We start from the raw sequence: 26,872 nt of genomic DNA, 5'->3' as shown, positions 1-26,872 counted from the left end.
TGCCGTGCGGCCGCTCGGGCGTGCCCTCCGAACGCGGGAAGAACTCGTACCACGAACCGAACAGGGCCCGTTCACGCTCCACCAGCAACGGCAGCACCTCGGAGACCGTCACCAGCTCCCGCAACGGATACCGCGCCAGAACCTCGTCCACCTCCGGGGCCAGGGCGTTCGCCAGCCGCGTGTGCAGGGGGAGGGAGTCGTCGCCCAGGGCCCGCGCCGCCGCGAGCACCCGCTCGCGCCCGGGGCCGTCCGGGACCCCGGCGGCCGCCCGCTCGTACAGCTCGGCGCCCTCCTCCAGGACCAGGCCCGTGTCGATGCCCGCCGGGATCTTCACCCGGGCGTGCTGCCGCCACGTGACGAGCGGGGCGCTCCAGGCCTCCACGTGGTAGGTCCAGCGGCCCGGTTTCCCGTCGACGGTGACCTCGGCGCCCCAGCGGTCGGTGCCGGAGACCAGCTCCCGCATCGGCGTCCACGGGCCCGGGCGGCCCTCGGGGTCGCACAGCACCACGTTGGCGCCGACGGCGTCATGGCCCTCGCGGAAGACGGTGGCGGTGACCTCGAACGACTCCCCGGTGACCGCCTTCGCCGGCCGTCTGCCGCACTCCACGGCCGGCCGGACGTCACGCACCGGAACGCGGCCGATGGCCTCAGTCGCCTTCATGGGTCTCACCTCCGCCGTGCGCGGAGCCGGGCCCGGGGCCCGGCTCCGCGGTCCGTAGTGTGCCGGAAGACCGGTGTCTCCCCGCGGGTCCGCCTGTGGGGTCACTGCCTCGCGGAACGCCGTTCCGCCGGCGGCCCCTGCCGGACCTTCCCGCTCAGCTGGGACCGCCCGCCCTGTTCCCGCACGTAGGTGACGAGGCTGGTGCGCAGGTAGCGCTCGGCCGCGTCCACCGCCTCCCGGGCGCAGCGCTTGCCCATCAGCACGCACAGCGTGTAGCCCGAGTCCTCGAAGGTGGACCGCACCTCGCGGTCCTGCGGCGAGGCGAGCATGACGCGCTCCCACGCCCGGTAGCGCCGCAGCTGCCGGGCCACCTCGGCCTTCGCGGGTAGCAGCATGGCCGTGTCTTTCCTTCCGACGCTCTCGAATGGGCACGTGTCCCCGGAGCGGGGGAGCGTCCGGGCGCGGAAGAGCACGGAGCCGTTACGGCGAATCGAGGCTTTCACTCATGGTGCACGCACGATGACCGAGCGTCTTGTTGGATCTTCAACCACCTCATGCTTCTCTCGTGTTGCACGAATGGCGTAGCGCCCGCACAGTGAAGGTGACTCAGGAGCGATCAGCGCTCACGCAGCGCTTCCGGAACGGATTTCCGGAAGGGCGAGGGGGAGCGGGAGCTTCGCGGGTGAGGAGTTAGCGACAATGAAGACCGCAGTGCCCTGCTACTACCACCTCGACGTGGAGGTCAGCCCGGAACGGGTGGGACAGGTCAGCCGCATACTGGCCGCCCATCTGCGTTACTGGGATCTCGACAACCTCGTGGACCCCGTCTGCCGCGGTGCCGAACTGCTGCTGACCGCCATCGACCAGCACGCGACGGACAAACACACGTCCATCGAGATGTGGTGGAACGGGCAGCACCTCATCACCGCCATCGGCGACGACGACCGGGATCTCCGCCCCGACCAGGATCTGCGCCCCTGCCTGGCGCACCTGGCCGCGACCAGCGACGGCTGGGGATGCTGTGCCTCGGAGACCGGCAGCAAGATCATCTGGTTCTCGCAACGCGCCCGCTCCGGTGAGCGCGTCCCGCTGGTCCCGACGAGGCCGGAGCCCCGGCTGCGCCAGGTCCTCAAGGTGCCGCGCACCCTTCCCGTCGCCCAGCTGGCCGCAGCCGCCGACGGCCTCCTGGAGGGCGCCCGGTGACGGCGAGGAAGTCCCGGAAAGGGGTGCCCGTGTGGAGCGGGCACCCCTACCCGTTGGGAGCCTCCTTCGACGGGCAGGGCACCAACTTCGCCCTGTTCAGCGAGGTCGCCGAGCGGGTCGAACTGGTCCTGGTGAACGACGCCGCCACCGAGACGACGGTGCCGGTGACCGAGGTCGACGGCTTCGTCTGGCACGCCTACCTGCCCGGGATCGGGCCGGGACAGCGCTACGGCTACCGGGTGACCGGCCCCTGGGCCCCCGAGCTCGGCCACCGGTGCAACCCGGCGAAGCTGCTCCTGGACCCGTACGCCCGGGCGATAGAGGGCCAGATCGACAACCACGCCTCCCTCTACGAGCGCACCCCCGGCGGACCCGCCCCGGCCGACAGCGCCGGGCACTCGATGCTCGGCGTGGTCACCGACCCCTACTTCGACTGGGGCGACGACCGGCCGCCCGGGCGGCCGTACTCCGACTCGGTGATCTACGAGGCCCACGTCCGCGGCCTGACCCTCACCCATCCGGAGGTACCCGAACGGCTGAGGGGCAGTTACGCCGGTCTGGCGCACCCGGCGGTCCTCGACCACCTGACCTCGCTCGGCGTCACGGCGGTCGAGCTGATGCCGGTGCACCAGTTCGTGCAGGACGGGGTGCTCCAGGACCGGGGCCTGTCCAACTACTGGGGCTACAACACCATCGGCTACTTCGCCCCGCACAACGCCTACGGCGCCTTCGGCAGCCGGGGCCAGCAGGTCAACGAGTTCAAGGCGATGGTGAAGGCGCTGCACGCGGCCGGGCTCGAAGTGATCCTCGACGTGGTCTACAACCACACCGCCGAGGGCAACGAGATGGGCCCCACCCTGTCCTTCCGGGGTATCGACAACGCCTCCTACTACCGGCTGGTCGACGGGGACTGGGCGCACTACTACGACACCACGGGCACGGGGAACAGCCTGCTGATGCGGCACCCCTACGTGCTCCAGCTGATCATGGACTCGCTGCGGTACTGGGTGACCGAGATGCACGTCGACGGCTTCCGCTTCGACCTCGCGGCCACCCTGGCCCGGCAGTTCCACGAGGTGGACCGGCTCTCGGCGTTCTTCGACCTGATCCAGCAGGACCCGGTGATCAGCAGGGTCAAGCTCATCGCCGAGCCGTGGGACCTGGGCGAGGGCGGCTACCAGGTCGGCAACTTCCCGCAGCTGTGGTCGGAGTGGAACGGCCGATACCGGGACGCCGTACGGGACTTCTGGCGGGCCGAGCCGGGTTCGCTGGGCGAGTTCGCCTCCCGGCTCACCGGCTCCTCGGACCTGTACCAGGCCAGCAGGCGGCGGCCGCGGGCGAGCGTCAACTTCGTCACCGCGCACGACGGTTTCACGCTGCGCGACCTGGTGTCGTACAACGACAAGCACAACCAGGCCAACGGCGAGGGCAACCGGGACGGCGAGAGCCACAACCGGTCCTGGAACTGCGGGGCGGAGGGCGAGACCACCGACCCGGCCGTGCTCGAACTGCGGGCCCGCCAGCAGCGCAACCTCCTCGCCACCCTGCTGCTGTCCCAGGGCATCCCCATGCTCAGCCACGGCGACGAACTCGGCCGCACCCAGCGCGGCAACAACAACGCCTACTGCCAGGACAACGAGATCTCCTGGATCGACTGGGAACTGACCGAGGAGCAGCAGAGCCTCACCGACTTCACCCGGTACGTCATCGGACTGCGCGCCGCCCACCCGGTGCTGCGCAGGCGGCGCTTTTTCCTCGGCGACACCGCCACGCATCCCCGGCAGCCGCTGCCCGACCTGGTGTGGCTGCTGCCCGACGCCCGTGAGATGACCGACCGCGACTGGCAGCGGCCCGACGCGCACTCGGTCGGTGTCTTCCTCAACGGCGACGCCATCGCCGAACGCGACCCGTACGGGGGCCGCCTGGTCGACGACTCGTTCCTGCTGCTCCTCAACAGCCACTGGGAGCCGGTCGACTTCCGGCTGCCCGACGACTCCTACGGCGAGCGCTGGACGACCCTCATCGACACCGCCGACCCGGAGGGGATGCCGGACGAACGCGAGCGCAAGGCGGGCACGAGGCTGAGCGTGGCGGCGCGGAGCATGGTCGTGCTGTCGCGGCCGTCGAGGTAGTTGTTCCCCGCGCCCCTAAAAGCAGGGCGCTGCGGTGAGCGCCCCTTCAGGGGCGCTGGGGGTACCCCCGGCCGAAGGCTGGGGGAGGAACTGCGCGACCAGCCACGACGCACCCGCACCCGACAACGGCGGCGGCCCCGGAACGGCTCAGCGCGCCCCGCGCGACGTCGTCACCGTGAACTGCGCGCCGTCCGGATCCCGCAGGATCGCCTCGGTGTCCTCCTCGCTCAGCACACTGCCCCCGTGTTTCTCCGCCACCCGGGCGCAGGCCGCCACGTCGGTCACCGCGAAGTGGATCTGCCAGTGCGGCCGCACCGACGGATCGGGGGCCGCCTCCACCGCCCCCGAGTCGATACGGGCCACGGCGTCGCCGCGGCTGCGCAGCACCACCTCGCCGCCCTCGTACTCGACCTCGCAGCAGCCCGGTTTGCCGGAGGCCCAGCCGAGGACCTCGCCGTAGAACATCGCGGAGTCGAAGGCGTTGCGGGTGTGCAGGCGGATGAAGGTCGGGGCGGCCCGCCGCCACGTCTCCCAGTTGGAGACCAGTTCCCCCTCCCAGATGCCGAAGACGGCGCCGTCCCGGTCAGCGATCAGCGCCGCCCGGCCGGGCGGGAAGGAGAGCGGCCCCACCGCCGGGGTGCCGCCGCGCTCACGGGCCCGGGACACCGCCTCGTCCGCGTCGGGTACGGCGAAGTACGGCGTCCAGGCCACCGCCATCTGCCACATCGCGGCGACCGCGGCGATGCCCGCCACCGGCACCCCGTCCGCCAGCGCGATCCTGAAGTGGTCACCGAGCCTGACGCTGCGCCATCGCCAGCCGAGCACGGCGCTGTAGAAGTCCTCGGTCGTCTGCAGGTCGCGGCTGGTCAGGCTGACCCAGCACGGGGCACCGAAGACCGAGTGCGTGGACACCACCGATCGCTTCTTCGGTGCGGGGCAGGGGGGAGGCGTGTCGTCGTTCATGGCACTCGCGTCCTGGTGTCGGGGCCGGCGGGGCGACCGGTCTGCCACCAGTCTCCAACCGGAAGCGATGGGAATGCCTGCCGACTACCCCGATGGCGCGGAGCCAGACGGGTGACACCATGGATGCATGGGCGAAATCGAGCCGGACCGGATCTTCCATCTGCAGGAAGAGGTCGACCAGCTGAAGGAGGCCGTAGCCTCCCACGCCGTGGTGGACCAGGCCATCGGGATGGTCGTCGCGCTCGGCAGGGTGACGCCCGACGAGGGCTGGGAGGTGCTCAATGAGGTCTCCCAGCACACCAACATCAAGCTGCGCAACGTCGCGGACCTGATCCTGATCTGGGGGCGCAGCGGCGACATGCCCACCGAGATCCGCGTCGAACTGGCGGAGGCCCTCGAACGGTACGGCCCCACCCAGATCCCCGGCGCGCCGCCCGCCGGGTGAGCCTCAGCCGGTCTCGGCCAGCAACTCCTCGCGCAGCCGGTCGAAGCAGGCGCTGAGCAGACGGGACACGTGCATCTGCGAGATGCCCAGCTGCTCGGCGATCCGGCTCTGTGTCATACCGCGGAAGAACCGCAGGTAGAGGATGAAACGGTCGCGCTCGGGCAGGCCCTGGAGGCAGGGTTCCGCGGCCGCTCGGTCGACGATCAGGTCGTATCCGGGGTCCGGGGCGCCCAGGGTGTCACCGAGCACATATCCGTCGCCGCCGGGCACCTCGGCGTCCAGCGACAGCGTCGAGTAACAGTCCAGGGCCTCCATCCCGGCCCGCACCTCCTCCTCGGTGAGCTGGGCCCAGGTGGCGATCTCGGCGACGGTGGGCGGCCGCCCGGGGGTCGTCTGGTCCAGCTCCTTGAGGGCGACCCGGACCCGGTTGCGCAGCTCCTGGACCCGGCGCGGCACGTGCAGGGTCCACATGTGGTCCCGGAAGTGGCGCTTGATCTCGCCGGTGATGGTCGGCACCGCGTAGGCCTCGAAGGCCCGGCCGCGCGCCGGGTCGTAGTGGTCGACGGCCTTCACGAGCCCCAGGGCGGCGACCTGGTAGAGGTCCTCCAGGGCCTCCCCCCGGCCCCGGAACCGCACGGCGATCCGCTCGGCCATGGGCAGCCACAGCTCGACCAGTTCGTCCCGGAGCGCCCGGCGCTCCGGGCCCTCGGGCAGTTCGTCCAGCCGTACGAAGGCCTGGGCCGTGTCCGGGGCGTCGTCGTGAGGATGGGACCTGGATGTGGCACGCATGGTGCGCACCTCCCTCGGGTGCTGGTGGACGGACACCGTGGGAGGACGCGCTCGGACCCTGAGGAGGACACGGGGGCACCAGGGAAAGCCGGCTCCCACGCACGTGCCTCCGGTCCGAAGCACTGAGCTACAAATGCCCCGAACGGCGTAGAGTCAAACAATTCCGGCAAAAAGGTTAAATAGCTCTCATTCTTACGACGGCCGCCCCGCCGGCTCTCCTTTTGACCGCCCCTTGGAGGCAATACCTCTGTAGCAGAGGTAATCTTCGAAGCGTGGAATCGGACACCTTTCCGGAAGAACTCGCCGACGCGTTGGTCGGCATCCAGCGGCTGATCCGCCGCAGGCTGCGCCGCGGGCTGACCCGGCCGCGGCTGCGCGGCGCCGAGGTGGAGCTGCTGCGGCTGGTCGAGTCCCGGCCCGGGATCGGCATCTCGGACGCCGCCAAGGAGCTGTACCTGGCGAGCAACTCGGTGTCGACCCTGGTCAACCAGCTCGCCAAGGACGGCTTCATGCGCCGGGAGACCGACCCGGCCGACCGGCGGGCCGCCCGGCTGCTGCTCACCGAGGACGCCGAGAAACGACTCGCCGACTGGCACCGCCGCCGCGCGGAACTCGTCGCCGGTCACGTCGCCCGGCTGGACGAGGCGGACCGGGAGGCGCTCAGGGCCGCGCTGCCCGCGCTGCGGAGGCTGGCCGACACCCTGCACGAGGAGGCCGGGGAATCATGACAACGGACATCGCCGCAGTCGCCTGCACCGGACTCTCCTACACCTTCGGAGAGACCAGGGCCGTCGACGGGCTCGACCTGAGCGTCGGCGAGGGCGAGGTCTTCGGCCTGCTGGGCCCCAACGGCGCCGGCAAGACCACCGCCATCCGCTGCATCACCACTCTGCTGCCCGTCCCCGCCGGGATGGTCCGCGTCTTCGGCCACGACACCGGCAAGGACCGGATGGCCGTGCGCCGGCTGCTCGGCTACGTCCCGCAGCAGCTGTCCGCCGACAGCGGGCTCACCGGGCGCGAGAACGTCGAACTGTTCGCCCGCGTCTTCGACGTCCCCCGGCGCGAGCGCGCCGCACGGGTCGCCGAGGCGCTGGAGGCCGTCGACCTCGCCGACGCCGCCGACCGGCTCGCCGGCACCTACTCCGGCGGCATGGTCCGCCGCCTCGAACTGGCCCAGGCACTGGTCAGCGCGCCCCGGCTGCTGATCCTCGACGAACCGACCATCGGACTCGACCCGATCGCCCGCACCGGCGTGTGGGACCAGATCAACTCCGTACGCGAGGCGACCGGCATGACCGTCCTGGTCACCACCCACTACATGGACGAGGCCGACCAGCACTGCGACCGGGTCGGCCTGATGCACCGCGGCCGCATCCGTGCCCTCGGCACCCCCGCCGAACTCAGGCGCGGCCTCGCCGAACGCCAGGGCACCGACGCCCTGCCCACCCTCGAAGACGTCTTCCGCGACGTGGCCGGCAGCGGCCTCGATGACCAGGCAGGAGGTTTCCGCGATGTCCGAAGCACCCGCCGCACCGCGAACCGTGTCGGCTGAGCGCACGGGCACGTCCCTGCTCCTGACCCCGCCCCAGCCGCGCTCCGGCTGGCGGCTGCTGCCCGCCCGGGTGGTCGCCATGTGCGCGGTGGAGCTGCAGAAGCTCCGCCACGACCGCACCGAGCTCTACACCCGCGCGATCCAGCCCGCCCTCTGGCTGCTGATCTTCGGCCAGACCTTCACCCGGATACGGGCGATACCCACCGGCGGCATCCCCTACATCGACTACCTCGCGCCCGGCATCATCGCCCAGTCGGCGATGTTCATCGCGATCTTCTACGGCATCCAGATCATCTGGGAGCGCGACGCCGGCATCCTCAACAAGCTCCTCGTGACCCCCACCCCCCGCTCGGCCCTCATCACCGGCAAGGCCTTCGCGGCCGGCGTGAAGTCCCTCATCCAGGCCGTCGTGGTGATCGTCATCGCCGCCGTCCTCGGCGTCTCCCTCACCTGGAACCCGCTGAAGCTCCTCGGCGTCGCACTGGCCGTCGTCCTCGCGTCGGCCTTCTTCTCCTGCCTGTCGATGAGCATCGCCGGCATCGTCCTCAGCCGCGACCGGCTGATGGGCATCGGACAGGCGATCACCATGCCGCTGTTCTTCGGCTCCAACGCCCTCTACCCCGTGGCGATCATGCCGGGCTGGCTCCAGGCGGTCAGCAAGATCAACCCACTGAGCTACCAGGTCGACGCCCTGCGCGGCCTGCTGCTCGGTACGCCTGCCCACCTCGGCCTCGACTTCGGCGTGCTGGCGGTCGCCGCCGCCCTCGGCGTCACCGCGGCCTCCTCGCTGCTCGGCCGCCTGGCCCGCTGAGCCGGCCTCAGGTGCCGGGTACACCGACGTGATGTGCGGCACCCGTCCGCGACCCGCCCCGGACCCCCGGGGCGGGATAACCGCTGCGCAACGCTTGATCAGCGATCAAAGCGGGCGAACCCGCTGGCCACAGCGCATTCCGCTCATTTGACAGTGCGCTGAGCACACAGATAAACAGCGGGGGTCGAGAGGGGCACTGTGTACGAGCCGAACGTGGTCGGGGACTGGCACGAGTACGACGAGCATGCCGGTCTGCGGGTCCGCGTCCACCGCCTGGAGGAGTCCGAGCCGCCGCGCGGCCGGGACGACGCCGCGGCCGGGCTGACGTACTTCAGTGCCCGGGTGACCATCGAGAACCGCGGCTCCCGCCATCTCGGGGTCCAGCTGGAGGACGGCCAGATCGACGTCCGGGTCGGCCCCGACGGCGAGGGTGCGTTCATCGACTGGCGCAACTCCCAGTTCATCGAGGGCTTCGACGTCTACCCGCTGCGCCGCGCCACCGCCGTCCTCTACGCCGCCGCCCCCGAGGCCGCCCTCACCCAGGTCGACATCCAGATCCAGCTGCGCGTCGACGAGGAGTGGACCGAGCGTCGCCTCTGGGCGGGCGGCATCGGCGTCCTGGAATCCACCACCGCCACCCCCTGCCAGACCACCGGCCCCGGCAGCCTGTCCCACCAGGTAACCACCTACCTCAAGGACCAGACAGAGCCCGGCCCCACCACCCCCTGACCGCCCCCGTCAGGGGCGCGGGGAACTGCGCGATCAGCCCCCACACGGCGGCAGTCGGCCGACGACCTGGCGTGACACTCACCGCCCCCGTCAGGGGCGCGGGGAACTGCGCGATCAGCCCCCACACCGCGGCAGTCGGCCCACGACCTGGCGCGGCACTCACCGCCCCCGTCAGGGGCGCGGGGAACTGCGCGACCAGTCCCCACACGGCGGCAGTCGGCCCACGACACATCCCGGCGCCACCCAGCGGAGCGCCTAGTGTGGGATGCCGTCGATGATCTCGCGCGCCCCCTGCCGCAGCAGAGCCACGGCGACCGACGTGCCGAGGGTGGCCGGGTCGAGGCGGCCCGCCCACTCGTGGGCGTTCAGCCGCGTCTTGCCGTCCGGCGTGAACACACAGGCCCGCAACGACAGTTCACCACCACCGTCGACCCGGGCATAGCCGGCGATCGGGCTGTTGCAGTGGCCCTGCAGCACGTGCAGGAACATCCGCTCGGCGGTCGCCTCCCGGTACGTGGCCGGGTCACCGAGCCCGCTCACCACGTCGATCAGCTCGGCGTCGCCCTCCCGGCACTGCAGGGCGAGGATGCCCGCGCCGATCGGCGGCATCATCGTCTCCGGGTCCAGCACCTCGCTGATCACGTCCGTACGGCCGATCCGCTCCAGGCCCGACAGCGCGAGCAGCAGCGCGTCCGCCTCACCGGCGGCGAGCTTCTCCAGCCGCCGGTTGGCGTTGCCCCGGAAGGGCACGCACTCCAGATGCGGGTGGGTGGCCGACAGCTGGGCGATCCGGCGCACCGCGGAGGTGCCGATCCGGGTACCCGGCGGCAGCTCGTCCAGGGTCAGCCCGCCCGGATGGACGAGGGCGTCGCGGATGTCGTCCCGCTTCAGGAACGCCGCGAACACCGTCCCGGCCGGCAGCGGCCGGTCCGCGGGCACGTCCTTCACACAGTGCACGGCGAGATCGGCCGCACCGGCCAGCAGCGCGGCGTCCACCTCCTTGGTGAACGCGCCCTTGCCCTCCACCTGGGACAGATCGCCCAGCCACTTGTCGCCGGTCGTCTTCACCGGCACGACCTCGGTGCGCACCTGCGGATACAGCGCGGCCAACTCGGTCCGGACGCGGGCCACCTGAGCGAGCGCCATCGGCGAGTCGCGGGAGACGATACGGATCAACTCGGGTACCGACATGGGGACACGATAGACCTTCCCGTCGGCCGCCGATTCCGACATCCTGTCGGCCGCCGCCCGGTCCGGCCGCCGTCCGGAGACCGCCCGGCCGTCAGCCGGTGTCCTCCGGCAGGTCCGCCGCCGACTCCTCCGGTGCGAGGTCCGGGCGCAGCCGCAGCCAGGACGGCTGGCGCAGCAGCCCGGCCCGGGTCCGGGTGCTGTAGCTGACCTCGCCGACCAGCCGCGGCACCACCCAGCGGGCGCCCGGGACCGGCGGAACCGGGGCGAAGGGGCACGAGTCGGCCGCGGCGGCCCGCAGCAGCGCGGCCAGTTCGGACCGCTCCGCCGCGCTCCAGCCGGTGCCCACCCCGCCGACGTACCGCAGCCGCCCGTCGGCGGACCGCTGGCCGACCAGCACCGCGCCCGGCAGCCCGGTCAGCCGCCCCTTGCCCGGCAGCCAGCCGCCGACGATCACGTCCTCGGCCCGCATGTTCCGGATCTTGATCCAGGCGCGGGACCGCACCCCCGGCTCGTAGACCGAGTCGAGCCGCTTGCAGACCAGCCCCTCCAGACCGTGCTCCCGGGTCGCCCGCAGCGCCTCGGCGCCGTGCCCCGCGACGGCCCTCGGCGTCGACCAGTGCGGCCCCGCGAGCGAGAGCGACTCCAGGCGCGCCCGGCGGTCCGCGTACGCCAGGGTGAGCAGCGGGTCCGACAGCAGCAGTGCGTCGAACAGCACCAGGTGGACCGGGATGCGGGCCGCCATCCGTGCCGCCCGGGCCGGGGCGTGGGCCAGGCCCATCCGGCTCTGCAGCAACTGGAAGTCGGCACGTCCGTGTTCGTCGACGGCGAGCACCTCGCCGTCCAGGATCGCCGCGGTGCGGCCCAGCGCCGCGGCCAGCGGGTGCAGCTCGGGATAGGCGGCGGTGATCTCCTCGCCGGAACGGGCGCGCAGCAGCACGCTGCCGTCGCCGGGCAGGTAGACGATCACCCGCTGGCCGTCCTGCTTGGTCTCGTAGGCCCACCGGGCGTCCTGCGCGGCGGGCGGCAGCCGGCCGGGAGTGGCGAGCATGGGCGGGATCACGGGGAGGGCGGTCACGCAGGAGATGTGACCCGGCACGGCCGCCGCACGCGCCTTCCGGCACCGGTTCCCCCGAACAGGCCTCACGCGTCCGGCGCCGGCGGCGGGGGCTGCACCAGTCCCGACTGGTAGGCCATCACCACCAGTTGGGCCCGGTCCCGGGCGTCCAGCTTGGTCATCGCCCGGTGGATGTGGGTGCGCACGGTCAGCGGGGAGACGAAGAGCTTCCCGGCGATCTCCTCGTTCGAACGGCCCTGAGCGGCCAGCGCCATGACCTCGCGCTCGCGGGCGGTGAGCACGCGCAGCTGTTCTGGGGCGGCGAGCCGGGCGCCGGGCGCGGGGGCGGCCAGGAACCTGGTGATGAGGGTGCGGGTCGCGGTGGGGGAGAGCAGCGACTCGCCGGCGGCCACCGTACGGATCCCGGCCAGCAGCGCCTCGGCGGTCACGTCCTTGCCGAGGAAGCCGCTGGCCCTGGACCGCAGCGCCTGCGCCACGTACTCGTCGACCTCGAACGTGGTCAGGATCAGCACCCGCACGCCGGACAGCTCCGGGTCGGCGCAGACGGCGGCCGTGGCGGCCAGCCCGTCGGTGCCGGGCATCCGGATGTCCATCAGGACGATGTCGGGCCGGTGCTCGCGGGTGCGTACGACCGCCTCGGCGCCGTCGGCGGCCTCGGCCACCACCTCCATGTCGGCGCAGGAGTCGATCAGGATCCGGAAGGTGGCACGCAACAGTGCCTGGTCGTCGGCGAGGAGCACGCGGATGGTCATGGCGTCCCTTGTCCTTCGGGTTCGGTGGCGCCGGGGTACAGCGGCAGCCGGGTGGTGACTTCGAAGCCGCCGCCGTCCCGGTGCCCGGCGGCGAAGGCGCCGCCGACCGACTGGGCCCGCTCCCGCATCCCGATCAGCCCGAATCCGCGTCCGGTGGCGGGGACGGGCGCGGGCGGGGCGGTCGCGGTGCCGTCGTCGGTGACCGTGAGGGTCAGGCTGTCCCGGGCCCACCCGATCCGGACGCGGGCGGCCTCGGCAGCGGAGTGCTTGGTGACGTTGGTCAGCGCCTCCTGCACGATCCGGTACGCCGTCAGGTCGACGCCCGCCGTCAGCGGCCGCGGGGTGCCCTCGACGCGGACGTGCACGGTGAGCCCGGCGGACTCGCAGGCCTCGGTCAGCTCCGCCAGTCGGTCGAGGCCGGGACTCGGTGCGAGCGGCAGGTCCACGTCGCCGGTCTGCCGGAGCAGGCCCACGGTGGCCTTCAGCTCGCGCAGCGCGGAGGCGGTCGTACCGGCGAGCTCCCCGAGGATCCGGTGCACCTGGTCGGGATGGGTGCGCGAGAGGTGCGCCGCCGTGCCGGCCTGGGCGTTGGCCAGGGCCAGATGGTGGGCGACCACGTCGTGCAGCTCCCGCGCGATCCGCATCCGCTCCTCCGCCACCCGGTGCCGGGCCTCCTCCTCCCGGCTGCGCTCCGCGTACTCGGCCCGCGCGTGCACGGCCTCCAGATAGGCGCCCTGCAGCCGCACGGCGTTGCCGGCGACGACCGGCAGCAGCAGCCAGGCGGCCGGACTGATCGTCTCCAGCGGCCAGGGGACGCCCGCCGGGGCGAGGGCCACGGCGGCGCTCACCACGAGGGTGAGGCTGCCGACGTAGTACCGGCGCGCGGTGGGCCGGTCGGTGTCGACCGCCAGCCGGTACAGCGCCAGCATCAGACCGCCCAGCAGCAGCGGGGTCGGCAGATGCCCGAGCCCGGCGGCGGCCGCGGTGGCTCCGGCGCCGACGGCGACGACCGTGCGCGGCCGGGTGCGCTGCCAGAGCAGGGCGCCGCAGCCGACGACGGCCAGGGCGATGGTGAGCCCGACCGCGTTCGGCCGGGACCCGGTGCTCATGGTGATCTCGCTGCCGAGCAGGAACGAGGCGAACATCAGCACCGCCGCCATGGTGTCGACGGTACGGGCGTGCTCATCGGCGTAGCGCTGCCAGGGAGTGCTCATCGGTCGCTCCGGTCGGTCTCCTGTGACCATGGTCCGTGACGCGGCGGGCGGGGCGGGCGGGGCGGGCGGGGCGGGACGCCCACCGGGGGTACGGCCCGCCCCGCGGCGGATCACCCTCCGGGGCTCAGTGCACGGACTCGGCCGTGGGCGCCGCCGCGGCCGGAGCGGGCTCCGGGTCGGCCGGGCGGCGGCCCGGCAGGAAGGAGGCGAGGACGAAGGCCAGCACGGCCGCACCGGCGCCGATCGCCATGACCACCTTGAAGCCGTTCTCGGAGGGCAGGGTGGTGCCGCCGAGGCTGATGGTCATCTGGGCCAGGATCACGCCCGCGACGGCGCTCGCCACCGACGTGCCGATGGACCGCATCAGCGTGTTGAGGCTGTTCGCGGCGGCCGTCTCAGACGCCGGGACCGCGCCCATGATCAGCGCGGGCATGGCGCCGTACGCGAAGCCGACACCGGCTCCGATGATGCAGGAGACCAGGATCAGGTGCCAGACCTCGGACATCAGGACGATGTTGAGGCCGTAGCCCGCGGCGACGATCACCGCGCCGATCATGAGCGTCACCTTCGGCCCCCTGGCCTTGGTGATGGCCGCCGAGAGCGGGGCGAAGCCCATCATCACCAGACCCTGCGGGGCCATCACCAGGCCGACCGTCAGCATGGACTTGCCGAGGCCGTAGCCCGTCTGGGTCGGCAGCTGGAGCAGCTGCGGCAGCACCAGGGACATCGCGAACATCGAGAAGCCGAAGGCGATCGAGGCGAGGTTGGTGAACAGCACCTGCCGGCGGACCGTGGTGCGCAGGTCGACCAGCGGCCGGGCGGTACGCAGTTCGAAGAAGCCCCAGGCGAGCAGCACGACGACCGCGAGCGCGAACAGACCGAGCGTGGTGCCGCTCGCCCAGCCCCAGTCGGCGCCCTTGGAGACGGCGAGCAGCAGCGAGACCAGGCCGACCGCGAGGCCCACCGCGCCGACCGCGTCGAAGCGGCCGCCCGAGCGCACCTTGGACTCCGGTACCAGCAGCATGACCAGCGCGAACGCGACGACACCGAGCGCGGCGGAGGTCCAGAACAGCACGTGCCAGTCGTAGTGGTCGGCGATGAACGCCGCGGCCGGCAGGCCGAGCGCGCCGCCGACGCCCAGCGAGGCACTCATCAGCGCCGTCGAGCCCGCGAGGCGCTCCGGCGGCAGTTCGTCGCGCATGATGCTGATGCCGAGCGGGACCACGGCGGCTGCGAGGCCCTGGAGGGCACGGCCGACGATCATCGGGACCAGCGTGTCGCTCAGCGCGGCCACCACCGAGCCGCAGACCAGCAGCACCAGGCTGACGAGCAGCATCAGCCGCTTGCCGAACATGTCGCCGAGCCGGCCGGCCACCGGGGTGGCCACGGCGGCGGCCAGCAGGGTCGCGGTGACCGCCCAGGCCGCGTTGGACGCGGAGGCGTTCAGGTACTTCGGCAGCTCCGGGACGATCGGGATCACCAGGGTCTGCATCAGCGAGACGGTGATGCCGGACAGGGCCAGCACCGCCACCACCGCGTTCGGGTTGGGCCGTGCCGGTCTTGTGGACCCGGCGGGCTGGACAGGGGCTTCGGACATGGAACTGGGCCTCCGTAGGCAGGACATGGCGCGACCGGCATTTCTTAAGTCAGTCGCTTGACTTACTGTACTGGCAGGGTGTCACCGCACTCCGCGGCCCTGCCGCGTAGGCTTCTTCGGCTGGACCTCGCCGCCTCGGGCGGGGCCCCGGTACGGCTCGCGGGACCGGCCGGCCCGGGTGGCAGGGCGTCCCGGAGCGGTGGTGGGCATGGCCGGCAGGACGGCGCGGGCGGACCAGGTGAGCGCGACGCGGGAGGCCATCCTGGGCGCGGCGGAACGGCTCTTCGCCGAACAGGGCGTGTACGCCGTCTCCAACCGCCAGGTCAGCGAGGCCGCCGGCCAGGGCAACAACGCGGCCGTCGGCTACCACTTCGGCACCAAGGCCGACCTGGTCCGCGCCGTCGCCGCCCGGCACTTCGACCGGATCGAGGAGATCCGGGTCCGCCTGCTGGCCGAGACCGGCGACTCCGACGACATCCGCGACCGGGTGGACTGCCTGGTCCGCCCGATCACCGAACATCTCGCGAGCCTGGGCAGCCCGACCTGGTACGCCCGCTTCTGCGCCCAGGTCATGACCGACCCCGCCCTCTACGGCATCATGGTCGAGGAGTCCCTGGCCTCTGCGTCGCTGCGTCAGGCCGTCGACGCGCTGAACCGGCGCCTGCCGGAGCTGCCCGCCGAGGTCCGCGCCGAACGCGGCCTGATGGCACGGACGTTGATCCTGCACACCTGCGCCGAGCGGGAGCGCGCCCTCGCCGAGGGCACCGCAACTCCGCGCGCCACCTGGAGCGACGCGGCCACCGGGCTCACCGACGCACTCCTCGGGCTGTGGCTGGCGCCCGTCTCCGCTACGCGTCGAAGGTGACGACGACCTTGTCCGCGGCTCCCGGCGTCAGCGCCAGCTGGAAGGCGCGGTCCACCTCGGTGAAGGGGACGCGGTGGCTGATCAGCTTCGCGAACCGCTCGTGGTGTTCGACCAGTTCGGGCGTGACCTCGAAGATCTCCGTCGGATAGCCCTGCGAGGCGACCAGGGTCAGCTCGCTGCGCAGCATGCCGCCGAGGTCGATCTCGCCCTTCTTCTGCACGGCGACCATGACCAGCCTGGCGTGCCACTGGGCGTTGGTCACCACGGTGTTGAAGACGGCCGGGGCGCCGGCCGCGTCGATGAAGACGTCGGTGCCGGGGCGGGGCTGGCCCAGCGCGTTGGCGCTCTGTCCGTGCAGCTCGGTCAGGCGTGCGGTGACGTCCTCCTCCGCCGAGTTGATCACGGCGTCCGCACCCACGGCCAGCGCCTTCTCCAGCCGGGCCGGGATGACGTCGGCGACGACTACATGCCGGACACCCCGCAGCTTCAGCCAGATCGCCGCGCCCAGCCCGATCGGTCCGGCGCCGAAGACGGCCACCTTGTCGTCCGGCGCGGCCTCCGAGCGGTTGACGGCGTGCCGCGACACGGCCATCGGCTCGTTCAGGGAGGCGACCTCGAACGGCACGGTGTCCGGGAACACCGCGACGCTCCGGCCGGCCTCGGCGTCCTCGATCAGCAGGTACTCGCTGAGGGCCCCGTACCGGCCGCCGCAGCCGATGATCCCGGTGGGCGCGTCCTGCGGGTTCACCACCACCCGGTCGCCCACCTTCAGCCCCGTGACCTCGGCGCCGGCCTCGGCGACCTCGCCGGCCGGCTCATGGCCCAGGGCGATCGGGACCAGGTCGCCGCCCAGGTGGGCGCGGGCGGGCATGCCGCCCATGTGCAGGAAGGTGACGTCGGTGCCGCAGATACCACCCGCGCGGATCTTCAGCAGCACGTCCTTGGGGCCGGGCACGGGACGCTCGACGTCCACGACCTCGATCCTGCCGACGCCACCGGTCTGTACGGACTTCATCGTGGCCATGGGGTGACTCTCGCTTTCTGGTGGTGCCGTGGAGGTTCGTCGGGCCGTGCGGCCGGAGAGGCGCCCTCGGGCCGGCTGCCGGGCCGGGGGGAGTGGGCCGGCAGCCGGCCCGAGGGCCGCGCCGGTCCCCGTCCCCACGGGTTCCGGCGCGCGGGCCCGCCGCCGGCGGACCCCCGGGGCGGCCTCCGCTCAGGCACCCCGATTACTTGAGTTAGGCAAGCACACGTGGCTTACTTGAGTCAAACAATTGATTTGCCGGTGCCTCGAAGGAATGGGCCATCCCATGGACGGCGGCTCTCTCCCGACCCTCGTGCCCGCCCGTGGCAGGGGGCGGCGGCTCCTGGTCGCCGCCGCTGACCGGGACGTCGTGGAACTCCTCGCCTCCACGCTGGAGCCGGCGGGCTACCGGGCCGGTGCGGCGGCCGCCGGTGCCGAGGTGGCGCGGCGGCTCGCGGAGCGCCGGTACGCCCTGGTCGTCCTCGACGCCGAACTGCCCGGCCTGGACGAGCTCGCGCAGGGGGGCCGCCTGGAGCCGGCCTACCGGCCGCCGGTCCTGCTGCCGGCCGCCCGCGAGTCGCTCGCCGGGCTGGTGCCCGCACTCGGGGCCGGTGAACGGGACTGCGTCACCAAGCCCGTCCGGATCGCCGAGGTCCTCGCCAGGGTCAAGGTGCTGCTCCGGGACGGCGGTGGCCGCCGGGGCGGCACACTGGACCACGCCGACCTGGTCCTGGACGACGGCACCTGCCGGGCCCGCCGGGGCGCCCGTGCCCTCGACCTCAGGCCCGCCGACTACCGGCTGCTGCGCCACCTCCTGGTCAGCCCCGGCAAGGTGCTGTCCAAGGAGCAGATCGGCCGGTACGTCTGGGGCGGGTTCCGGGGCGACAACGCCGTCGAGCAGCTGGCCTCCCGGCTCCGGCGCAAGGTCGACCGGGACGGCCCCGCGCTGATCCACACCAGGCGGGGCTTCGGCTACTGACTGGGCGAGCTGTCACGGCGCCCGTGACCGCATCGCGAGGCAATCCACGAGCAAATGCCCCGACGGCCGTGCCGCCCGTCGGACGTGGCCGCCGGAGCGGAGGTGGTCGGCTGTCCGGGCGGGGGGCGGTCGCCCGCGACGTCAAAGACCCTTGCCTGTGGAGGAGTTTGCGATGCCTGTCCGACGTGCTGGTTGTCTCGCGGGCATCGATGTGTGACCTGGGTCACGTCAGCTTAAACCCGAGCATGCCCTGAGGGGGCTATATCGGTGGGGGCGAGCGGGCCGGTGCGGGCTGGTCTCGCAGTTCCTCCCTCCAGCCTTCGGCCGGGGGTATCCCCGGCGCCCCTTGCGGGACGCCTCAGCCGGCCCTCGTTGCGATGCTCACCGCGTTGGCCGCCACTACGGCCCCGATCCCCGCCCACTCCGGCACCCCCAGCCCCTGCCCCAGCACCACCCACCCCACCACGGCCGCCAGGACCGGGTTGACGCTCATGAACAGGCCGAAGGTCTGGGGCGGGACCGTGCGCAGGGTGCGCAGGTCGGCCAGGTACGGCACCGCCGACGACAGCACGCCCGCCACCACCGCGCAGAGCACCGCAGCCGCTGTCGGGGGATGCCGTACCGCCACCACGACTCCGATCGGCAGGAAGGTCAGTGCCGACACGCTCGCCGCCGCAGCCGGGCCCTGCACACCCGGTATCCGGCGGCCGACCACCCGGTTGAGCAGGATGTACGAAGCCCAGCAGCCCGCCGCCACCAGGCCCAGCCCCATCCCCGCGTAATCCGTGGACGGTTGCGGCCGCATCAGCACCACGCCCCCGGCCGCCGCCAGCACCGCGCACCCCGCGTCCAGCCGACGGCGGGACGCGGCGAGGGCGACGGTGAGCGGGCCCAGGAACTCCAGGGTGACCGCCAGGCCCAGACCGACCCGGTCGATCGCGGTGTAGAGGGTCAGGTTCATCGTGCCGAAGACCGCCGCCAGCAGCAGCACCGGCCACCACTGCCGCCAGGTGAAGGCGCGCAGGCGGGGCCGGGCGACGGCCACGAGGACGAGTGCGGCCACGTACTGCCGTACCGCCACCACCCCGAGCGGGCCGAGGACCGGGAAGGCGAGGGACCCGACGGCCGCTCCGGTCTGGTTGGACAGGCCGCTGCCGCACATGGCCGCCACGCCGGAGAGCCGGCGCGGGGCGGCGGGCGGGATCGCGGGGGAGGAGAGCGGGCGTTCGAGGGCTCGGCGCATGACAGGAGCGTCCGCCGGGCAGGCACATACCCAAAATGCATGCGCCCTGGGATCTATACGCTCTGCGTATGGATGAGGTCGAGCTGCGGCAGCTGCGATGTCTCGTCGCCATCGTCGACGAGGGCACCTTCACCGACGCAGCGATCGCCCTGGGGGTGTCCCAGGCGGCGGTCTCCCGCACCCTGGCCGGTCTGGAGCGGGCCCTGGGGGCGAGGCTGCTGCGGCGGTCCTCGCGGGAGGTGACGCCGACGGCGGCCGGGGTGCGGGTGGTGGAGCGGGCCCGGCGGGTGCTGGCGGACGTCGCCGACCTGGTCCGGGAGGCCGCCTCGGGACCGTCCCGGCTCCGGATCGGGTACGCCTGGTCGGCGGTGGGGCGGCACACGGTGGCCTTCCAGCGCGGCTGGGCCGCCGCGCACCCCGGGACCGAACTGCACCTGGTCCGGGTGAACACGGCCTCCGCCGGGCTCGGTGAAGGGGCCTGCGACCTCGCCGTCCTGCGGCGACCGCTGGAGGACCGGCGGTTCGACTCGGCCATCGTCGGGCTGGAGCGGCGGCTGTGCGCGCTGGCCGCCGACGACCCGCTGGCCCGCCGCCGGACCGTGCGCCTGGCCGACCTCACCGGCAGGATCCTGTTGGTCGACCGGCGCACCGGCACCACCACCCCGGACCTGTGGCCGGCGGAGTCGCGGCCGGTCGTGGAGGAGACGCACGACGTCGACGACTGGCTCACCGCCATCGGAGCCGGCCGTGCGGTCGGCGTGACCGCCGAGTCGACCGCCAACCAGTACCCGCGGCCCGGCATCGTCTACCGGCCGGTCCGGGACGCCGAGCCGGTCGCCGTCCGGCTGGCCTGGTGGCGGGACGACCCGCACCCGGCCCACCAGGCCGTTCTGGAGCTGCTGAGCGAGCTGTACCGCACCGGCTGAGCGCGCGGGACGCGGGACGGTCCCGGCAATACGGCAGACAAAATTGTTGACAATCTTGTTTGGCTAGATTTACGTTCGACAGGCACTCACTCAGGGAGGGCGCAATGCCGAAGGAAGCCCGTCCGAGCACCGGAGAGCAGGCCAAGCAGCATGCGTTCACGCAGCTGCGGCAGGCGATCCTGCACGGCGAGATGGCCCCGGCCCAAAGGCTGGTGGAGAACGAGCTCGCCGAGGAGTTCGGTGTGACGCGGGCCAGCATCCGTGCGGCACTGATCGACCTGGAGGCCCAGGGGCTGGTCGAGCGGATCCGCAACCGCGGCTCACGGGTGCGGGTGGTGACCGTGGAGGAAGCGGTCGCGATCACGGAGTGCCGCATGGTCCTGGAGGGGCTCTGTGCGGCCAAGGCGGCCGTCGCGGCCAGCGACGAGCAGCTCGCCGACCTCGCGGACCTCGGTTCGGCCATGACCAAGGCCGTCGCCGACGGCGAACCGGTCACCTACTCCGAGCTCAACCAGGAACTCCACGCCAGGATCCGGACGATCTCCGGCCAGCAGACCGCCGTGGAACTGCTGGAGCGGCTCAATGCCCAACTGGTGCGGCACCGCTTCCAGCTGGCGCTGCGTCCGGGGCGGCCGCAGCACTCCCTGAGCGAGCACCTGGCGATGATCGAGGCGATCAGGGCCAGGGACCCGCAGGCGGCCGAGGAGGCCGTCCGCGCCCACCTCACGAGCGTGATCGAAGCACTGCGCGACTGAGCACGCCCGGGGCCGGGTGGGCGCACACCTGTCCACCAAGGAGAGTTACCCATGACGCACGCCAACGTGCCCGCCACCACCCCACCGCGATCCACCCTGGTCGTCACCGCGCACGCCGGAGACTTCGTGTGGCGGGCGGGCGGGGCCATCGCCCTGGCCGCCTCCCGGGGCGAGAAGGTGACCATCGCCTGTCTGACCTTCGGGGAGCGCGGCGAGTCGGCCAAGGCGTGGCGCCAAGGCAGGGACCTGGCGGAGATCAAGGCGATACGCCGGGAGGAGGCGGAGAAGGCCGCGGCCGCGCTCGGCGCCGAGGTCCGGTTCTTCGACGCCGGCGACTACCCGCTGGTCGCCGGCGCCGAGCTGACCGACCGGCTGGTCGCCGTGTACCGCGAGACCCAGCCCGACGTCGTGCTCACCCACCCCGTCGAGGACCCCTACAACGGCGACCACCCGGCGGCCAACCGCATGGCCCTGGAGGCCCGTATCCTCGCGCAGGCCATCGGCTACCCCGGCGAGGGCGACATCATCGGCGCCCCGCCGGTCTTCTACTTCGAGCCGCACCAGCCCGAGATGAGCGGCTTCCGGCCCGAGGTCCTGCTGGACATCACCGAGGTCTGGGAGACCAAGCGCAAGGCGATGGAGTGCCTCGGCGCCCAGCAGCATCTGTGGGCCTACTACACCGACCTCGCCGTCCGCCGGGGCGTCCAGCTCAAGCGCAACGCCGGCCCCAACCTGGGCCTGGCGCACGACACCATGGCCGAGGCGTTCATGCGGCCGTTCCCGCAGATCGCGAAGGAGCTGGCATGAGCGGCGTGATCGTCACCGACCCGCCCAAGGCGGAGCTGAAGGACGTCGACGCCCTCGCCGGCTTCGGTGTCGCCACCGTGAGCGAGGCCATGGGCCGGACCGGGCTGCTGGGCCCGGGTGTCCGCCCGATCCAGCAGGGCGTGCGGGTCGCGGGCACGGCCGTCACCGTGCTCAGCTGGCCCGGCGACAACCTCATGATCCACGCGGCCGTCGAGCAGTGCGGCGAGGGCGACCTCCTGGTCGTCACCACCACCTCGCCGTGCACAGACGGGCTGTTCGGCGAACTGTTCGCGACCGCGCTGAAGCAGCGCGGGGTGCGCGGGGTCGTCCTCAACACCGGCATCCGCGACACCCAGGAGCTGCGGGACATGGGCTTCGCCGCCTGGTCCCGGGCGGTCTCCTCGCAGGGCACGGTGAAGGCCACCGGCGGCTCGGTCAACGTGCCGATCGCCATCGACGGTCAGGTGATCAACCCGGGTGACGTGATCCTCGCCGACGACGACGGCGTCGTGGTCGTACCCCGAAAGCGGGTACGCGAGACGGTCGAGAGGTCCGAGGCCCGCGAGGCCAAGGAGGCCGCGACCCGTGCCGCGTTCGCCGACGGCCGGCTCGGCCTCGACCGCTACGGGCTGCGGGAGACCCTCGAGCGGCTCGGCGTCGAGTACCGGACGTACGAGGAGTACGCGGAGCACGGCGCATGACCGGGCCTGCGGAGGTGCGCTGCATGCTGATGCGCGGTGGCACCTCCAAGGGCGCGTACTTCCTCGCCGAGGACCTGCCCGCGGACCCCGCCGCCCGGGACGACCTGCTGCTGCGGGTGATGGGCAGCCCCGACCCGCGCCAGATCGACGGCCTTGGCGGGGCGCACCCCCTCACCAGCAAAGTGGCGGTCGTCTCGGCGTCCGGCGACCCGGAGGCGGACGTCGACTACCTGTTCCTCCAGGTCGCCGTCGACCGGCCGGAGGTGACCGACCGGCAGAACTGCGGGAACATCCTCGCCGGGGCCGGGCCGTTCGCCGTGGAGCGGGGGCTCGTGGCCGCCGGTGACGGCGAGACCTCGGTACGGATCAGGATGCTCAACACCGGGGAGTCGGCCATCGCCACCTTCCCGACCCCCGGTGGGCGCGTCGACTACACCGGGGGCGCCGAGATCTCCGGGGTGCCCGGCACGGCCGCCCCGGTGGTGATCGAGTTCCCGGCCGCCGGGAGCCCGCTGCTGCCCACCGGCAACGTCCGCGACACCGTCGCGGACACGACGGTGACCTGCGTCGACAACGGCATGCCGACCGTGCTCATCGCCGCGGGCGACCTCGGTGTCACCGGCTACGAGACGCCCAGGGACCTGGAGGAGAACCTGGCCCTGGCCGACCGCCTCCACGAGATCCGGCTGGCGGCGGGGAAGCTGATGGGCCTCGGGGACGTCGAGACCGCGACCGTGCCCAAGCTCAGCCTGCTCGCCCCGCCGCGCGACGGGGGCGCGGTGACCACCCGGACCTTCATCCCCGTCCGCTGCCACACCTCGATCGGCGTCCTCGGCGCCGCCGGCGTGGCCGCGGGGCTCAGGCTGCCCGGCAGCGTGGCGGAGGGGATCGCCCGGCTCCCGGAGCACGGCGACCGCATCCGCGTCGAACACCCCACCGGATTCCTGGAGGTCGACACCAGTGTCGACCCGGGATCCGGCGGCTCGCCGCCGGTCGCCCGCCGGACCGCGGTCGTCCGTACCGCCCGGAAGATCTTCGACGGCACCGTCTTCCCCCGGGCCGCCGCTCCTGCCGCACGACCTCAAGGAGGCAACGATGGCTCCGCCCCTCGGTGACATCGCCCATATCGGCCATGCCCAGCTGTTCACCCCGGACCTGGACGCCAGCGTCGCCTTCTTCACCGACTTCCTCGGGCTGACGGTCAACGGCCAGGAGGGCGACACCGTCCACCTGCGCACGTACGACGACTACGAGCACCACAGTCTGGTCCTCACCGCCCGCGACCGGCCCGGCCTCGGCCGGCTCGCCCTGCGCACCTCCAGCGAGGAGGCGCTGAACCGCCGGGTCCGGGCGGTCGAGGAGGCGGGCGGCACCGGCCACTGGGCGGAGGACGAGCCCGGCCTCGGCAAGCTCTACGTCACCACCGACCCGGACGGCCACGAGCACGCCCTCTACTGGGAGAGCGAGCACTACCGGGCGCCGGACGAGCTGAAGCCCGCGCTGAAGAACCAGCCGCAGGCCAAGCCCAACCGAGGTGTCGGCGTGCGCCGCCTGGATCACGTCAACTTCCTGGCCGCCGACGTGCTCGCCAACGCCGAGTTCCAGGAACGGGTCCTCGGAGCCCGGTCGACCGAGCAGGTCCGCCTCGACAACGGGACGATCGCGGCCCGCTGGCTGACCTTCACCCACAAGTCGTACGACGTCGTCTACACCTCCGACTGGACCGGCTCGACCGGACGGCTGCACCACATCGCCTTCGCGACCGACGGCCGCGAGGACATCCTGCGCGCTGCCGACCTCGCCATCGACACCGGCGTGTTCATCGAGACCGGCCCGCACAAGCACGCCATCCAGCAGACGTTCTTCCTGTACGTCTACGAGCCGGGCGGCAACCGGATCGAGCTGTGCAACCCGCTCACCAGGCTGGTGCTGGCCCCCGACTGGCCGCTGGTCACCTGGACCGAGGCCGAGCGCGCCAAGGGGCAGGCGTGGGGCCTGAAGACGATCGAGTCCTTCCACACCCATGGGACACCACCGGTGGACTGATCCGTCTCGGCAGACATCAGGGGGGTGGGCGACGCGGCACGACGCGTCTCCCACCCCCCTGTGCCACCCGGGGTGGCCGGATTGTTGCTGTGATTGTTGACAAAAGTGTTGACGTTTTTGCCCGTCGATCCTTAGCGTCTACGCACCACGGGTCAGCCGCACGAGCCGCCTCGACCCCCTCTACCGCTTCCCCTCCAGGGAACGCATCCTGGACGAGAGGAAAACAAGGATGTCCTCCTCAACCGCCCTGTCGGCGCGCGGCAGCAGACTGGCCCTGCTGGTCGTCGGCCTGTGCTGGCTGGCCGTGCTCTTCGACGGCCTCGACATGTTCATCTACGGCTCGGTGCTGCCCCACCTGCTGGAGACCAAGACCTTCGGCATCACCGCGGACGAGGCCGGCGACCTCGGTTCCTACGCCACCTTCGGCATGCTGGTGGGCGCCCTGGCCGCGGGCACGGTCGCGGACCGGATCGGCCGCAAGCAGCTGATGATCGCCTGTGTCACCCTGTTCTCGCTCGCCTCCGGCATCTGCGCGGTCTCCGGGAGCCTCGCGGTCTTCGGCCTCGGCCGCACCCTGGCCGGCGTCGGCCTCGGCGGACTGCTGCCGACCGCGATCAGCATGGTCTCCGACTACGCCAGGGGCGGCCGGATCGCGATCACCATCGGTGTGCTGATGACCGCCCACCACGCGGGCGGCATACTCTCCGCCTATGTCGCCAAGTGGCTGGTCGACCCCTTCGGCTGGCGCTCCGCCTTCTGGGTCTGCGTGCTCCCCCTGCTCTTCGTCCCCGTCCTGCTGAAGCTCCTCCCCGAGTCGCTGAGCTTCCTGGTCGCCAAGGGCCGCACCGAGGAGGCCGGCGCGCTCGCCGAACGCTACGAGGTCGAACTGCCCGCCGTGGCCGTCCGGAAGACCGGCGCCGACCGCTGGGACGCGCTGCTCGCCCTGTTCCGCGGCGGCGAACGGCTGCAGACCCTGCTGTACTGGCTGGCTTCCTTCGGCGGTCTGCTCCTGGTCTACGGCGTCGCCACCTGGCTGCCGACCCTGATGCGCACCGAGGGCTACGAACTCACCAACGCCCTCACCTTCGTCGTCGTCTTCAACCTCGGCGGCATCGTGGGCATGCTGATCGCGGGCCGCGCCGCGGACCGGTTCGGGGCCCCGCGCATCGCGGCGGTCTGGTTCGCCCTCACCGCCGCCGGCGTCTACTTGCTCAGCGTGCACATGCCGATGGGGGTGACCACCCTGGTCGTCTTCCTCGCCGGCGTCTTCCTGAACAGCGCCCAGACGATGATCTACGCGACCGTCTCCATCCGCTCCACGCCGGACAACCGCGCCACCGCCGTCGGCTGGACCTCCGGCATGGGCCGCTTCGGCGCGGTCTTCGGGCCCTGGCTCGGCGGCCGGCTGCTCGCCGCGGGCAACGGCGACTGGGGTTTCACCGCCTTCGCGCTGGCCGGTGTCTCCTCGATGGTCTTCATCGGCATCGCCGCCCTGCGCTCGGCCCGGCAGCCGCAGGCCGGCAACGACCGGGAGAAGCTGGTCGCCGCCCACTGACCGGTCCCCCGGCCGGTCCGGCGCCGCGCTCCTTCCATGGGCGCGGCGCCTTCCTACGGTTCTCCGGTGGGATCCGCCTCCAGCCCGGTGCACGCCAGCTCTCCCGCCACCTCGGCGCACGCCTCCACGCCCCGCGGAGCGGGGACCGCGAGCATCGGGCTGGTGTAGCCGACGGAGTCCTCGGCGGGATAGCTGGCCGAGAGCACGTTCTCCCCGGCCCGGACCGAGACCTCGCGGGCGACCGGGGTGTGCAGCCGCACCTCGGACCAGGCGGTGCCGCAGGCGGGGGACCAGCGCAGCCGGACGTCGTAGGCGACACCGGTGACGCGGCTCTTGGTCCGCGCGTCCCGGTCGCACGCCGACGTGTCCGGCAGCTCGCCCTGGCAGGACCGTCCGTGACAGCGCGGCGCCGCCGACACCGGCTGTGCGCCCGGCGTGCCGCGCCGGTCCGAGACGGTCACGGCCGCCGCCGTCACCCCGGCCACAGTGAGCAGCGCGATCGCGGTCAGCGGCAGCCGCCACCACCGCCTCGCCGGCGGTGCCTCCCGGGGCGCCTCGACGGCCGGCGGCCCTTCGGGGGCCTCGCACAGCGCCAGCACGGCGGCGGGATCGGCCCCGGCGAGCCGGGCCAGCGCCTCCACGGCCGCACGCGGCGGCCGTTTGTCGCCGGAGAGATAGCGGTGCCAGGCGGACTTGCTGTACGGGGTGCGGGCGGCCAGCGCCGCGAGGCTCAGTCCCGTACGCTCCTTCAGCTCGCGCAGCCTCGCCGCCGGTGACTCTTCCGATGGGGTGGTTCGCGCTCCTTCGGGGTGCGGCATGTTGCGTGCCTCGACTTCATTACGCTATGGGCGTTTCGCCCC

General features: G+C 72.5%; 28 protein-coding genes. 16 read left to right on the top strand and 12 right to left on the bottom strand.

Translation table 11 applies throughout. The features are described from left to right. Both JF597_RS30925 and JF597_RS30920 read right to left on the bottom strand, forming a co-directional pair. Positions 1 to 661: maltotransferase domain-containing protein (locus tag JF597_RS30925; protein ID WP_294002899.1), on the bottom strand; the 661-nt coding region annotated here is incomplete at its 3' end. A 101-nt stretch (positions 662 to 762) separates the two neighbouring features. Then, the gene (locus tag JF597_RS30920) at positions 763 to 1,056 is read right to left on the bottom strand and encodes a DUF5133 domain-containing protein (RefSeq protein ID WP_294002897.1); all 294 of its coding nucleotides are present in this window, start codon (positions 1,054 to 1,056) and stop codon (positions 763 to 765) included. A 304-nt stretch (positions 1,057 to 1,360) separates the two neighbouring features. Here JF597_RS30920 and JF597_RS30915 point away from each other — a divergent pair, with 304 nt between their 5' ends. Together JF597_RS30915 and glgX are read left to right on the top strand one after the other, a co-directional pair. Beyond that, positions 1,361 to 1,864, top strand: a complete 504-nt coding sequence (locus tag JF597_RS30915; RefSeq protein ID WP_294002895.1) for a pep a2 — start codon at positions 1,361 to 1,363, stop codon at positions 1,862 to 1,864. Further along, complete coding sequence (gene glgX, locus JF597_RS30910) at positions 1,861 to 3,996, top strand: glycogen debranching protein GlgX (RefSeq protein ID WP_294002893.1); 2,136 nt, start codon at positions 1,861 to 1,863, stop codon at positions 3,994 to 3,996. The genes JF597_RS30915 and glgX overlap by 4 nt, the downstream gene beginning before the upstream one ends. A gap of 147 nt (positions 3,997 to 4,143) precedes the next feature. Here glgX and JF597_RS30905 read toward each other — a convergent pair whose 3' ends face one another. Continuing rightward, on the bottom strand, positions 4,144 to 4,959 hold the full coding sequence (locus JF597_RS30905; protein WP_294002891.1) for a VOC family protein: 816 nt from the start codon (positions 4,957 to 4,959) through the stop codon (positions 4,144 to 4,146). Positions 4,960 to 5,086: 127 nt separating this feature from the next. Here JF597_RS30905 and JF597_RS30900 point away from each other — a divergent pair, with 127 nt between their 5' ends. Beyond that, a complete protein-coding gene (locus JF597_RS30900; RefSeq protein ID WP_294002888.1) occupies positions 5,087 to 5,404 on the top strand; it encodes an ANTAR domain-containing protein in 318 nt (105 codons plus the stop codon). A 3-nt stretch (positions 5,405 to 5,407) separates the two neighbouring features. Here JF597_RS30900 and JF597_RS30895 read toward each other — a convergent pair whose 3' ends face one another. Beyond that, positions 5,408 to 6,193, bottom strand: a complete 786-nt coding sequence (locus JF597_RS30895) for an RNA polymerase sigma factor SigF (protein ID WP_294002886.1) — start codon at positions 6,191 to 6,193, stop codon at positions 5,408 to 5,410. Positions 6,194 to 6,465: 272 nt separating this feature from the next. On the opposite strand from JF597_RS30895, the gene JF597_RS30890 reads away from it, so the two are divergent. The 4 genes from JF597_RS30890 (at position 6,466) to JF597_RS30875 (ending at position 9,285) form a co-directional block, all read left to right on the top strand. After that, complete coding sequence (locus JF597_RS30890) at positions 6,466 to 6,921, top strand: MarR family transcriptional regulator (RefSeq protein WP_294002884.1); 456 nt, start codon at positions 6,466 to 6,468, stop codon at positions 6,919 to 6,921. Beyond that, positions 6,918 to 7,745 (top strand): ATP-binding cassette domain-containing protein, encoded by an 828-nt coding sequence (locus tag JF597_RS30885; RefSeq protein WP_294002882.1) that lies wholly within the window; start codon positions 6,918 to 6,920, stop codon positions 7,743 to 7,745. The genes JF597_RS30890 and JF597_RS30885 overlap by 4 nt, the downstream gene beginning before the upstream one ends. Next, positions 7,705 to 8,556: an ABC transporter permease gene (locus JF597_RS30880; protein ID WP_294002880.1), complete on the top strand. Its 852-nt coding sequence runs from the start codon at positions 7,705 to 7,707 to the stop codon at positions 8,554 to 8,556. The genes JF597_RS30885 and JF597_RS30880 overlap by 41 nt, the downstream gene beginning before the upstream one ends. A gap of 198 nt (positions 8,557 to 8,754) precedes the next feature. After that, positions 8,755 to 9,285: a hypothetical protein gene (locus JF597_RS30875; protein ID WP_294002877.1), complete on the top strand. Its 531-nt coding sequence runs from the start codon at positions 8,755 to 8,757 to the stop codon at positions 9,283 to 9,285. Positions 9,286 to 9,540: 255 nt separating this feature from the next. Here JF597_RS30875 and hemC read toward each other — a convergent pair whose 3' ends face one another. From hemC to JF597_RS30850, 5 genes are all read right to left on the bottom strand, one after another. Further along, entirely contained in the window at positions 9,541 to 10,476 is a 936-nt protein-coding gene (gene hemC, locus JF597_RS30870) for a hydroxymethylbilane synthase (protein ID WP_294002875.1), read from the bottom strand. Between the two features lie 91 nt (positions 10,477 to 10,567). Further along, positions 10,568 to 11,524, bottom strand: coding sequence for an ATP-dependent DNA ligase (locus tag JF597_RS30865; RefSeq protein WP_294002901.1), 957 nt, complete (start codon positions 11,522 to 11,524; stop codon positions 10,568 to 10,570). Between the two features lie 92 nt (positions 11,525 to 11,616). Further along, positions 11,617 to 12,303 (bottom strand): response regulator transcription factor, encoded by a 687-nt coding sequence (locus tag JF597_RS30860; RefSeq protein WP_294002873.1) that lies wholly within the window; start codon positions 12,301 to 12,303, stop codon positions 11,617 to 11,619. Continuing rightward, positions 12,300 to 13,517, bottom strand: coding sequence for a sensor histidine kinase (locus JF597_RS30855; protein ID WP_294002871.1), 1,218 nt, complete (start codon positions 13,515 to 13,517; stop codon positions 12,300 to 12,302). The genes JF597_RS30860 and JF597_RS30855 overlap by 4 nt, the downstream gene beginning before the upstream one ends. Before the next feature lie 124 nt (positions 13,518 to 13,641). Next, on the bottom strand, positions 13,642 to 15,114 hold the full coding sequence (locus JF597_RS30850) for an MFS transporter (protein WP_294002869.1): 1,473 nt from the start codon (positions 15,112 to 15,114) through the stop codon (positions 13,642 to 13,644). Between the two features lie 208 nt (positions 15,115 to 15,322). On the opposite strand from JF597_RS30850, the gene JF597_RS30845 reads away from it, so the two are divergent. After that, positions 15,323 to 15,979, top strand: coding sequence for a TetR family transcriptional regulator (locus JF597_RS30845; RefSeq protein ID WP_294002867.1), 657 nt, complete (start codon positions 15,323 to 15,325; stop codon positions 15,977 to 15,979). Here JF597_RS30845 and JF597_RS30840 read toward each other — a convergent pair. Next, positions 15,963 to 17,003, bottom strand: coding sequence for a zinc-binding dehydrogenase (locus JF597_RS30840; RefSeq protein ID WP_294002865.1), 1,041 nt, complete (start codon positions 17,001 to 17,003; stop codon positions 15,963 to 15,965). The genes JF597_RS30845 and JF597_RS30840 overlap by 17 nt on opposite strands. Positions 17,004 to 17,286: 283 nt before the next feature. On the opposite strand from JF597_RS30840, the gene JF597_RS30835 reads away from it, so the two are divergent. After that, positions 17,287 to 17,979 (top strand): response regulator transcription factor, encoded by a 693-nt coding sequence (locus JF597_RS30835; protein ID WP_294002863.1) that lies wholly within the window; start codon positions 17,287 to 17,289, stop codon positions 17,977 to 17,979. A gap of 358 nt (positions 17,980 to 18,337) precedes the next feature. Here the strand turns inward: JF597_RS30835 and JF597_RS30830 are convergent, their stop codons facing one another. Further along, the gene (locus JF597_RS30830; protein WP_366916467.1) at positions 18,338 to 19,141 is read right to left on the bottom strand and encodes an EamA family transporter; all 804 of its coding nucleotides are present in this window, start codon (positions 19,139 to 19,141) and stop codon (positions 18,338 to 18,340) included. Between the two features lie 149 nt (positions 19,142 to 19,290). Between JF597_RS30830 and JF597_RS30825 the strand changes: the two genes are divergently transcribed. The 7 genes from JF597_RS30825 (at position 19,291) to JF597_RS30795 (ending at position 26,012) form a co-directional block, all read left to right on the top strand. Next, positions 19,291 to 20,148: a LysR family transcriptional regulator gene (locus JF597_RS30825; RefSeq protein ID WP_294002859.1), complete on the top strand. Its 858-nt coding sequence runs from the start codon at positions 19,291 to 19,293 to the stop codon at positions 20,146 to 20,148. 104 nt (positions 20,149 to 20,252) lie between these two features. After that, positions 20,253 to 20,903, top strand: a complete 651-nt coding sequence (locus JF597_RS30820; RefSeq protein WP_294002857.1) for a GntR family transcriptional regulator — start codon at positions 20,253 to 20,255, stop codon at positions 20,901 to 20,903. 51 nt (positions 20,904 to 20,954) lie between these two features. Next, positions 20,955 to 21,710 carry a PIG-L deacetylase family protein gene (locus JF597_RS30815; protein ID WP_294002855.1) on the top strand — a complete coding sequence of 252 codons (756 nt, stop codon included), beginning with the start codon at positions 20,955 to 20,957 and terminating at the stop codon, positions 21,708 to 21,710. Further along, on the top strand, positions 21,707 to 22,411 hold the full coding sequence (locus JF597_RS30810) for a 4-carboxy-4-hydroxy-2-oxoadipate aldolase/oxaloacetate decarboxylase (RefSeq protein ID WP_294002853.1): 705 nt from the start codon (positions 21,707 to 21,709) through the stop codon (positions 22,409 to 22,411). Before JF597_RS30815 ends, JF597_RS30810 begins: the two co-directional genes overlap by 4 nt. Beyond that, positions 22,408 to 23,526, top strand: coding sequence for a 4-oxalomesaconate tautomerase (locus tag JF597_RS30805; protein ID WP_294002851.1), 1,119 nt, complete (start codon positions 22,408 to 22,410; stop codon positions 23,524 to 23,526). The genes JF597_RS30810 and JF597_RS30805 overlap by 4 nt, the downstream gene beginning before the upstream one ends. After that, the gene (locus JF597_RS30800; RefSeq protein WP_294002849.1) at positions 23,507 to 24,457 is read left to right on the top strand and encodes a VOC family protein; all 951 of its coding nucleotides are present in this window, start codon (positions 23,507 to 23,509) and stop codon (positions 24,455 to 24,457) included. The genes JF597_RS30805 and JF597_RS30800 overlap by 20 nt, the downstream gene beginning before the upstream one ends. Positions 24,458 to 24,686: 229 nt before the next feature. Continuing rightward, positions 24,687 to 26,012, top strand: a complete 1,326-nt coding sequence (locus JF597_RS30795) for an MFS transporter (RefSeq protein WP_294002847.1) — start codon at positions 24,687 to 24,689, stop codon at positions 26,010 to 26,012. Positions 26,013 to 26,065: 53 nt separating this feature from the next. Here JF597_RS30795 and JF597_RS30790 read toward each other — a convergent pair whose 3' ends face one another. Then, the gene (locus JF597_RS30790) at positions 26,066 to 26,830 is read right to left on the bottom strand and encodes an XRE family transcriptional regulator (RefSeq protein WP_294002845.1); all 765 of its coding nucleotides are present in this window, start codon (positions 26,828 to 26,830) and stop codon (positions 26,066 to 26,068) included. Positions 26,831 to 26,872 lie beyond the last annotated feature (42 nt).

The sequence above is a fragment of the Streptomyces sp. genome (genome assembly GCF_019510245.1).
In the GTDB taxonomy this organism is placed as follows: Bacteria; Actinomycetota; Actinomycetes; order Streptomycetales; family Streptomycetaceae; genus Streptomyces.
Note: the sequence above shows the minus strand (reverse complement) of the source record. Positions and strands in the feature narration are given on the sequence as shown.

Coding starts and splice junctions, on each gene's coding strand:
- JF597_RS30840 (WP_294002865.1), bottom strand. CDS start 17,003: ATGGCCACGATGAAGTCCGTACAGACCGGTGGCGTCGGCAGGATCGAG.
- JF597_RS30895 (WP_294002886.1), bottom strand. CDS start 6,193: ATGCGTGCCACATCCAGGTCCCATCCTCACGACGACGCCCCGGACACG.
- JF597_RS30815 (WP_294002855.1), top strand. CDS start 20,955: ATGACGCACGCCAACGTGCCCGCCACCACCCCACCGCGATCCACCCTG.
- JF597_RS30885 (WP_294002882.1), top strand. CDS start 6,918: ATGACAACGGACATCGCCGCAGTCGCCTGCACCGGACTCTCCTACACC.
- JF597_RS30805 (WP_294002851.1), top strand. CDS start 22,408: ATGACCGGGCCTGCGGAGGTGCGCTGCATGCTGATGCGCGGTGGCACC.
- JF597_RS30810 (WP_294002853.1), top strand. CDS start 21,707: ATGAGCGGCGTGATCGTCACCGACCCGCCCAAGGCGGAGCTGAAGGAC.
- JF597_RS30800 (WP_294002849.1), top strand. CDS start 23,507: ATGGCTCCGCCCCTCGGTGACATCGCCCATATCGGCCATGCCCAGCTG.
- JF597_RS30900 (WP_294002888.1), top strand. CDS start 5,087: ATGGGCGAAATCGAGCCGGACCGGATCTTCCATCTGCAGGAAGAGGTC.
- JF597_RS30880 (WP_294002880.1), top strand. CDS start 7,705: ATGTCCGAAGCACCCGCCGCACCGCGAACCGTGTCGGCTGAGCGCACG.
- JF597_RS30795 (WP_294002847.1), top strand. CDS start 24,687: ATGTCCTCCTCAACCGCCCTGTCGGCGCGCGGCAGCAGACTGGCCCTG.
- JF597_RS30855 (WP_294002871.1), bottom strand. CDS start 13,517: ATGAGCACTCCCTGGCAGCGCTACGCCGATGAGCACGCCCGTACCGTC.
- JF597_RS30905 (WP_294002891.1), bottom strand. CDS start 4,959: ATGAACGACGACACGCCTCCCCCCTGCCCCGCACCGAAGAAGCGATCG.
- JF597_RS30920 (WP_294002897.1), bottom strand. CDS start 1,056: ATGCTGCTACCCGCGAAGGCCGAGGTGGCCCGGCAGCTGCGGCGCTAC.
- JF597_RS30860 (WP_294002873.1), bottom strand. CDS start 12,303: ATGACCATCCGCGTGCTCCTCGCCGACGACCAGGCACTGTTGCGTGCC.
- JF597_RS30825 (WP_294002859.1), top strand. CDS start 19,291: ATGGATGAGGTCGAGCTGCGGCAGCTGCGATGTCTCGTCGCCATCGTC.
- JF597_RS30790 (WP_294002845.1), bottom strand. CDS start 26,830: ATGCCGCACCCCGAAGGAGCGCGAACCACCCCATCGGAAGAGTCACCG.
- JF597_RS30835 (WP_294002863.1), top strand. CDS start 17,287: ATGGACGGCGGCTCTCTCCCGACCCTCGTGCCCGCCCGTGGCAGGGGG.
- JF597_RS30845 (WP_294002867.1), top strand. CDS start 15,323: ATGGCCGGCAGGACGGCGCGGGCGGACCAGGTGAGCGCGACGCGGGAG.
- JF597_RS30865 (WP_294002901.1), bottom strand. CDS start 11,524: ATGCTCGCCACTCCCGGCCGGCTGCCGCCCGCCGCGCAGGACGCCCGG.
- JF597_RS30820 (WP_294002857.1), top strand. CDS start 20,253: ATGCCGAAGGAAGCCCGTCCGAGCACCGGAGAGCAGGCCAAGCAGCAT.
- hemC (WP_294002875.1), bottom strand. CDS start 10,476: ATGTCGGTACCCGAGTTGATCCGTATCGTCTCCCGCGACTCGCCGATG.
- JF597_RS30830 (WP_366916467.1), bottom strand. CDS start 19,141: ATGTGCGGCAGCGGCCTGTCCAACCAGACCGGAGCGGCCGTCGGGTCC.
- JF597_RS30850 (WP_294002869.1), bottom strand. CDS start 15,114: ATGTCCGAAGCCCCTGTCCAGCCCGCCGGGTCCACAAGACCGGCACGG.
- JF597_RS30915 (WP_294002895.1), top strand. CDS start 1,361: ATGAAGACCGCAGTGCCCTGCTACTACCACCTCGACGTGGAGGTCAGC.